We start from the raw sequence: 7,946 nt of genomic DNA on the forward strand, positions 1-7,946 counted from the left end.
CCGAAGGCGACGAGCGCGAAGCCGACCGCGAGCACGTCGCCGCGGGCGAACCGGCCGTAGTAGACGAGAATCGGGTTCGCTGCGAGGACGGCCGCGAACCCGACGGTCTCGTCGGCGGCGAGGCGGCCGCGAAAGAGGAGCGCCGCGAGCGGGAGAGCCGCGCCAAAGAGCGCGAACGGGAGGCGGAGCGCGAAGTCGGTCGCGCCGAACAGCGCGAGCGACGGTCGCGAGAAGTGATAGACGAGCGGGCCGCCGGCGACGGGGCGGTACGAGAAGAAGCCGGTTTCGAGCGACCGGAGGCTCCAGTAGCCGACGCGGGCCTCGTCCCAGTGGAGCGGTCGGTCGCCGAGGCCGACGAGGCGGACGACGAGTGCCGCGGCGGCGAGCGCGACGACGGCGAGCGTCGTTCGGTCGGGCCGCCGACCGACGCGGGAGGGAGTCATGAGGTGACGTGGCGCGCCGGACGGCAGAAAGGTTACGACTTGGAAGGCCGGCGGCCCGCCCCTTCGAAAGCGTCATCCCCGCCGACCGGTAGCACTCGGATATGTCGCTCATCGAGTCGCTACCCGCTCGCCCCCTCGAACCGCAGGAGTTGACCTCGCTGAACCGCGCCGACGCGTTCGAACTCGTCGTCGCCGTCGAGGACGACGGCCCCGCCCGCAGCCTGCTCGTCGCCACCGAGGGGTGGGTCAAGGCTATCGCCTACGAGGACGACGCCGGCTGGTCGGTCGTCGAGACGGTCGAACTCGACGAGGAGACCCAGCGAATCGACGGACTGCAGACGTGCGAGGAGGCCGTCCTGTCGTTCCGAGACGACGGGAACGAGGAGTAGTATTAACCGCGTTCCGAACTAAGTACAATTCGTCATGTACAGCGAAATCCTCGTCCCGACCGACGGAAGCAGGGCCGCCGAACGCGCCATCGACCACGCCCTCGACCTCGCGAAGACCTACGACGCGCGGATTCACGCGCTGTACGTCGTCGACACCAGCATCTACACCTCGCTCGACGCCGGCGCGGACGTGGTCATCGACGCCCTCGAACGGGAGGGCGACGCCGCGACCCGACACGTTCTCGCGGCCGCAGAGGAGGCCGGTATCGACGCGCAGGCCGAAGTCGTCACCGGGACCGCCTACCGCTCCATCCGGGAGTACATCGACGACCACGACATCGACCTCGTCGTCATGGGCACGCACGGTCGCACGGGGCTGAGCCACTATCTCCTCGGGAGCGTCACCGAGCGCGTCGTCCGCACCTCGCCGGTGCCGGTGCTCACCATCCGGTTGGACGACGAAGAAGACGAGGCGGACGCCGTGGACGAAGAGACGGACGCCGAAGCCGAGGAGTAGTCCGGACTCGGGCGCGAGTCGCGCGTTCGCGTGTTCGCGCCGCGCTCGGCAGCCTGCTTCGACCGCACGGTCGGCGGCGAGGTCGCCGCGGGTTTGATAAACAGTTTTGGTGCGGTCGCTCATACGCCGCGGTATGACCGAGTACACCGTCGAGTTCGTCGGCACGGGCGAGACTATCACCGTCTCCGACAAGCAGACTATTCTCAAGGCCTGCATCGAGGAGGGCATCGCACAGGAGTACTCCTGCCGCGTCGGGATGTGCCTCGCCTGCTCCGCCGAAATTCTCGAAGGCGACGTCACTCAGCCCGCCGCCCGCGGGCTGACCGAGGAGGAAGCAGAGCGCTTCGCGCTCACCTGTATGGCCCGCCCGCAGAGCGACCTCAAACTCGACCGCGGCGTCTACCCGCCGAGCATCGAGGGCGACGCCGCGGCCGCCGGCACCGCCGCAGACGACGACTGACGACGGGTACTCTCCGGGGCCGGACCGCCGGCCCACGTTCTCCGCTTTGCATCGCGCCACCGAGCCGATGCGCCGGCCCGACACAGACGCTCGGCCCGCGGTCTCCCCGCAGACCGCGTCTCACGCCGTGCTCTCGCCTTCACTCGTCGCCGCGCAGTTGTTCGGCCCCAACTCGACTTCGAACGCCTCCTCGTCCGACAGCAAGTCGCACCCGAGGTTCGTCTCGATGATTCGCTCGTAGTTGGCCGGTCGTGGCGGCATGTCCGAACAGACGAACGAGACGAACGCCGCCTCGTCCATCGAGAGCGCGCCGAGTCGCTCGCGGAGCACCCCGAGTTCGGCGACGTACGCGCCGTTTTCGCCGGTGACTGCCCGCGGGCCGCGGTGGGCGGGCGCGACCAGCGTGTCGTCGGCGAACTCGCCGTACCGCTCCGTGAGCGTCGCGTAGAGCCGCCTCGCGGCGTCAGGTGCGCCCTCGTCGCCGTCTTCGAGGTCCGGTCGGGCGACGCTCTGTAAAAAGAGGCTGTCGCCGGCGAGAAGCAGGTCCCCGAGGCGGAACGCGGTCATCTCAGTCGTGTGTCCCGGCGCGTGGACGACGATGAGTTCCGCGTCGCCGACGCTGACGGCCTCGCCGTCCGCGACGAGTCGCGCGTCGAAGTCGAGGCCGCGGTCGGTCGCGCCCGCCGGGAGGACGGCGGTCGCGCCGGTTCGCTCCGCGACAGCTCTGACGCCGCTGACGTGGTCGGCGTGGACGTGCGTGTCGACGGCGGCGACGACCTCCGCACCGCGCTCGCGGGCGTCTTCGACGTATCGGTCCGCGAACGCCCGAAGCGGGTCGACGACGACCGCCTCGTCGCCGGCGACGACGAGATAGGCGAGACAGCCACTGGAGGGGCGGTCGTACTGGAGGACCGTCGCGTCCGCGTCGCCGATGGGGAGTTCGCGGGCGCGGTAGACGCGCGCCCAGCCGTCCATGCCAGTTTCGAGATTCTCCGCGGGGACGCCGGCCTCGGAGAGTAGGTCGGCGACGTGGGCGCTCGACCGGCCCTCCGCGCAGACGACCACCACCGGCGAGGGGGCGTCTCGGAACTCGGCCGCGAGTTCGTCGACCGTCCCGCGAATCTCGGCCTGCGTGAATCGAATCGCCGGAATCTGCGTCGCGGTCACGGTCGCGCCGTCGACGTGCCACGCCTCGAACTCGTCGCGGTCGCGCACGTCGAGAACCGCCGTCGGGTCGCCGCGGGCGAGTCGGCTCGCGAGTTCCTCGGGAGTCATACGGACACCATACGCGCGCCGGCCGCAAGAACGCTACGCGGGCCGAAACGAGGAGAGCGTCCGCTACTCCGACGCTCCGCCGTCGTTGCTCAGGCGCCGCGAGGGCGGTTCGTCGAAGCCGGATTCGTCGAGGACGCCGGCCGGCGGACCGTCAACACCGCCGGTTGTCGTGGTGTCGGAGTTCGATTCGAGGGGCGTGCCCACCGCGCCAGCGCCGCCCGTCTCGCCGCCGCCGAGTCGCGCGGCCGCGTCGCGAATCGAGAGCACCTGTTCGGTCTGCGAGCGGTTGGCGTCGGCGATGTCGCCGATTTGGTCCGAGACGGTGGTCGCGCGGGCGGTCGCGTCGTCGACCATGCGGGCGATTTGCTCGGCACTCTCGGCTTGGTCGTCGGTCGCCGAGGCGACTTCGCCGACGCCGACAGTTGCCTGTTCGACCGCCGCCGAGATGTCCGAGAGGCTCCCCATCACGTCCTCGCCGCGGTCGATGCCGTCGTAGAGTCGCCCGGTCGTCTGCGAGAGGCTCTCGATGGTCTCCTGCGCCTCGGTCTGGATTTGGTCAACCGTGCCTTCGACCTCGGCGGCGCGGGCCTGCGACTCCTCTGCGAGGTTCTTCACCTCGCTGGCGACGACGGCGAACCCCTCGCCCGCGTCGCCGGCGCGGGCGGCCTCGATGGAGGCGTTGAGCGCGAGCAGGTTCGTCTGGTCGGCGATGTCGTTGATGGCGTCGAGCACCTCGTCTATCTCCGCGATTTGGTCGTGCAGTTGCTGGACGTCCTCGGAGGCTGTCTCGGCGGCCTCGCTCACGTCGCGCATCACGTCGATGGCCTCGTCGGCAGCGTCCTCGCCCTCGGCGGCGCGCATGGCGGCGTCGGCGCTGGTCCGCTCAACCTCCTCCGCGGTCGCCGCGATTTCCTCGACGGTCGCGCTCATATCCGACACCTCGGCGGCGACCGTCGCCATGTCGTCGGCCTGCGCCTGCGCCGTGGTCTCGATGTCGTCGGTCCGCTCGGTGACTTCCTCGGAGGTCTGCAGGAGCGACTCGACCGGTTCGCTCACGTCGGCTTCGACCTCGTTTGCGAGGGCGCGCCGACGCTCGGCGGCTTCCCGCGCGGCCCGGCTGTACGAGTGGATGTACGTCTCCATCGCCACCTGCTGGTCGAGAGACAGGAGCTTCAACACGGGGAGGATGCGCGCGACGACCTCGTCGACGGCGTCTTCGACCTGGTCGTCACCGCCGCGGAGACCGCTGGGGACGCCGGACGCGCTACCGAGAAGTCCCGAAAGGAGGCCGTCGGCGTCGTCGTCATCGGCACCGATATCGGCGTCGCTTCCGGCCGTGTCGCCGCCGGTGAACTCGGCTTTCACCTCGTCCGCGACAGCACCGAGAATGCCCTCGTAGTAGACCGAGTACGCCCCGAGGTAGAACTTCGGCCCGAGGTCTATCATATCGTGTAATTTCCCGATTCGCGCCCGCTTCGCGAAGTAGTCCTCGCCGTACTCGCCGCGGCCGAGTTCGCGGAGGTACGCCGCCTGGTCGGCCTGCAGCATCTCCGTGTTCTTCGTCGAACGACCGAAGAACTTCGTCGTCGCGTGCTCGCCGAGGTGGTCGTAAAACTCCGCCGCGAACTCGTCCGCAAACTCGTCCAAGAGCGGTTCGAGGTCGCGCAGGCGACGTTCGTCTCCCTCCGAGAGGCGAACGAACGATTTCCGGCGGTCGATTTCCGCCGCGTCGATATCCAACTGCGAGAGCAGCGCATTCCCGTCACGCGCGCTCGTGCGCTGGCGTCGACCGGTCCCGAGGAGTCCGTCATATACCGTTCTCAACAGACACCAGTATTTCAACCCTCTCCGCTCGATATCACGAATGATACCAGAACGGATCGCCATGAAAAACCCACACTCGTGGACCGGTCCGAATGTTCAGGTGACTGGCGGACCGATGAACGGTATGGACGCCGATTCGTTCCGCGAGTCAGTCGAGACGGCGAAGCGCACGCAACTCGACCGACTCGGCTCGTCGAAGCTCCTGTTGGCGCTGACCGATGCAGACCTCTCCGAGCCGGCGGTGCTCCGCGCCGCCGCGTACTCCGAGCACGCGGCCCGCGGGACGTTCGAAGCGTGGGCCGCCGACGAGACGGACGGGGAAGCGAGAGCCGCCTTCGAGGCCACCGCGGCACAAGAGGCCGAACACCTCGACCGCGTCCTCGACGCGCTCGGCGAGGAGGTCGACCTCCCGGATGAACCGGGCGTGATGCACGCGTACCTCCGCGGGCGCGAGGACACGGTCGAACGAGCCGCCGCCGGGATGGTCGGCCGCGGCCTCGTCTCGGTTCGCACACACACGCAGGTCATCGGCTTCTTCGTCAACGAGGCGGACGAGCCCCGCGCCGACCTCTTTCGCGACCTGAAAGCCGAGACCGAGGAGACGCTTGCGACCGGTCTCGACCTCTTGGCCGACCGCTGTGAGACCGACGAGGACTGGGAGCGCGCCCGGATGGTCGCCGAGTACGTCGTCCAACTGGCCTACGACGACTACGCCGACGGCCTCGCCGAACTCGGCGTCGACCCGAAGCCGCTCTGCTGAGTCGAGCCGAGGACGCCCGGAACCGCCCCGCGTCGCCGACCCAACCTATTCGTGTCCCCGAGTGGTAGCCGGAGGTATGACTTCCGAGGTTCGCGGGCGCGTCGAAGCGCTGTACACCGCGCCGTCGAAGGGGGAGCCGATGGTCTCCCACGAGACCGTCGCGGTCGCCGAGGGCGGTATCGAAGGCGACCGCTACGCCGACGGCGACGGCTTCTACTCGGCGACCGACGGCTGTCAGGTGACGCTCGTCGACGCCGCGGTGCTGGACGACGCGAAGCACGAGTACGACCTCGACCTCGCTGACGGCCAACACCGACGGAACGTCGTCGTCCGCGGCGTCGACCTCGCCGACCTGCTCGATGCGACGTTCGAACTCGGCGGGGCCGAACTCCGCGGGACGAAGCTCAGGCCGCCCTGCGCGTACCTCGCGGACCTCGTCGGCGACGACGACGTGGGCGAGGCCCTCCGCGAGTCCCGCGGCGGCATCTGCGCGGACGTGCTCGCGCCCGGCCGGGTCGCCGTCGGCGACGACCTCCGCGTGACCGAGGCGAACCCGCGTGAACTGGGCCGGCAGATAGCCCAGCGACTCGGCGGTGAGCGAGTCGCGGACGATGAAGCCGCGACGAGCCACGAGGAACACGGAGACGGCCACGAATGACGAATGACGACGTTCTCGACGACGTGGTGGGCGACGACGACGGAAGCCCGGTGGAACGCGCGAAGGCCGCGCTCGCGTCGCTCCGGGACGAAGGCGACACCTCGGCGTCGGCCGTAGACTCGCCCGTGAGCGCGGCCCCAACGATCGCCGTCGCTCCCGGCCGCGTGAACCTCGTCGGCGGCCACACTGACTACAACGACGGCCTCTGCCTCCCGATGGCCGTCGACCGCCACGTCGCTGTCGCGGCCCGCCCCCGAAGCGACGACCTGCTTCGCGTCCGCGCCGCCGACTTCGGCGAGACGGCCGAACTCGCACCCGACGACGACCCCGACGGATGGGCGGCCTACGTTGCCGCGGTCGCGCGCGTCCTCCGCGAGGACGACCCGGTTGGCGGCGCGGATCTCGCCATCGCCTCGGACGTGCCCACGGGCGCGGGGCTCTCTTCGTCGGCCGCGCTCGAACTCTCTGTCGGCCGCGCGCTCCTCGCGGTCTCCGGGCGCGACCTCCCTACCGCCGACCTCGCGCTGGCGTGCTGGCGGGCCGAACGCGAGGGCGTCGGCGTCGAATGCGGCATCCTCGACCAGTTCTCCGCGGCGCTGTGCGAAGCCGACTCGGCGCTCTTTCTCGACTGCCGGAGCCGCGAGTTCGAGTCGGTGCCCGTCGGTGCCGGTGTCGGTGTCCTCGTCATCGACACCGGCGTCTCCCACGAACTGACCGAATCGGGCTACAACGACCGCGTCCGCGAGTGCGCGGCGGCGCTCGACCGACTCCGCGAGGTCGCCGACCGCGAACTCGACTCCCTGCGCGACGTGGACCGTGACCTCCTCGACGCCCACGCCGACGCGCTGGACCCGATGCACCGCCGCCGGGTTCGACACGTCGTGACCGAAAACGAGCGCGTCCGTCGCGCCCGCGACGCGCTTGTCGCCGGCGACCTCGACCGCGTCGGCGACGCGATGCTCACGGCCCACGAGAGCCTGCGCGACGACTACGAGGTGAGCTGTCCCGAACTCGACGCGGCGGTCGAACTCGCCGCCGAGACGCCGGGCGTCTACGGCGCGCGGATGACCGGCGGCGGCTTCGGCGGGAGCGCGGTCGCGCTGGTCGACGGCGACGCGCTCGACCGGGTGGCGCGGGCGATTCGAGACGCCGCTCCCGAGCGCGTCGGTCCCGACGCCGACGTGTTCGCCTGCCGCCCGTCGGCCGGCGTTCGGCTGGTCGGCGAGGAGTAAGCGCGAGCCGACGGCTCCGCGTGGAGTCTCGGAAAAATCGGAACGCGGGTCCGTGAGTTCGACTTCGGCTTACGCTTCGTCGAACGAGGCGAATCTCCGATTCGCCGGCTCGCCGAAGCTTACGCTTCGTCGAACAGTGCAGCACTCCGTGCTGCTGGCTCGACGAGTCGTTTCACTCCTCGTCGAATTACGTCGATCGAAGCTCGACTGATTTGACTTCGGCTTACGCCTCGTCAAACAGCGCAGCACTCCGTGCTGCTGGCTCGACGAGTCGTTTCACTCCTCGTCGAACGAGGCGAATCTCCGATTCGCCGGCTCGCCGAAGCTTACGCTTCGTCGAACAGCGTCTCGCCGTCGACCATGTGCGCTTCGACGGTGTCCATGTCCA

General features: G+C 69.6%; 8 protein-coding genes and 1 pseudogene. 6 read left to right on the forward strand and 3 right to left on the reverse strand.

Annotation, left to right across the window (positions count from 1 at the left end; all coding sequences use genetic code 11):
- Window positions 1–443 (reverse strand): flippase activity-associated protein Agl23 (locus NKF06_RS18740; protein WP_253246283.1); only part of this gene is annotated, 443 nt, incomplete at its 3' end.
- Window positions 444–544: 101 nt separating this feature from the next.
- Between NKF06_RS18740 and NKF06_RS18745 the strand changes: the two genes are divergently transcribed.
- The 3 genes from NKF06_RS18745 (at window position 545) to NKF06_RS18755 (ending at window position 1,809) form a co-directional block, all read left to right on the forward strand.
- Complete coding sequence (locus tag NKF06_RS18745; protein ID WP_058827290.1) at window positions 545–832, forward strand: hypothetical protein; 288 nt, start codon at window positions 545–547, stop codon at window positions 830–832.
- Between the two features lie 34 nt (window positions 833–866).
- Window positions 867–1,349, forward strand: a complete 483-nt coding sequence (locus NKF06_RS18750) for a universal stress protein (RefSeq protein ID WP_058827291.1) — start codon at window positions 867–869, stop codon at window positions 1,347–1,349.
- A 133-nt stretch (window positions 1,350–1,482) separates the two neighbouring features.
- Entirely contained in the window at window positions 1,483–1,809 is a 327-nt protein-coding gene (locus NKF06_RS18755) for a 2Fe-2S iron-sulfur cluster-binding protein (RefSeq protein ID WP_089777904.1), read from the forward strand.
- A 120-nt stretch (window positions 1,810–1,929) separates the two neighbouring features.
- Here NKF06_RS18755 and NKF06_RS18760 read toward each other — a convergent pair whose 3' ends face one another.
- Window positions 1,930–3,084, reverse strand: coding sequence for an MBL fold metallo-hydrolase (locus NKF06_RS18760; protein WP_253246284.1), 1,155 nt, complete (start codon window positions 3,082–3,084; stop codon window positions 1,930–1,932).
- A 63-nt stretch (window positions 3,085–3,147) separates the two neighbouring features.
- A pseudogene (locus tag NKF06_RS18765) lies at window positions 3,148–4,895 on the reverse strand (globin-coupled sensor protein).
- A gap of 137 nt (window positions 4,896–5,032) precedes the next feature.
- Here NKF06_RS18765 and NKF06_RS18770 point away from each other — a divergent pair.
- From NKF06_RS18770 to galK, 3 genes are all read left to right on the forward strand, one after another.
- Window positions 5,033–5,668 carry a rubrerythrin family protein gene (locus NKF06_RS18770; RefSeq protein ID WP_253246285.1) on the forward strand — a complete coding sequence of 212 codons (636 nt, stop codon included), beginning with the start codon at window positions 5,033–5,035 and terminating at the stop codon, window positions 5,666–5,668.
- Window positions 5,669–5,744: 76 nt separating this feature from the next.
- Window positions 5,745–6,326, forward strand: a complete 582-nt coding sequence (locus tag NKF06_RS18775) for an MOSC domain-containing protein (RefSeq protein ID WP_058827295.1) — start codon at window positions 5,745–5,747, stop codon at window positions 6,324–6,326.
- On the forward strand, window positions 6,323–7,558 hold the full coding sequence (gene galK / locus NKF06_RS18780; protein ID WP_058827296.1) for a galactokinase: 1,236 nt from the start codon (window positions 6,323–6,325) through the stop codon (window positions 7,556–7,558). The genes NKF06_RS18775 and galK overlap by 4 nt, the downstream gene beginning before the upstream one ends.
- Window positions 7,559–7,946 lie beyond the last annotated feature (388 nt).

It is taken from the genome of Haloferax sp. AB510, from assembly GCF_024136985.1.
Lineage (GTDB): Archaea > Halobacteriota > Halobacteria > Halobacteriales > Haloferacaceae > Haloferax.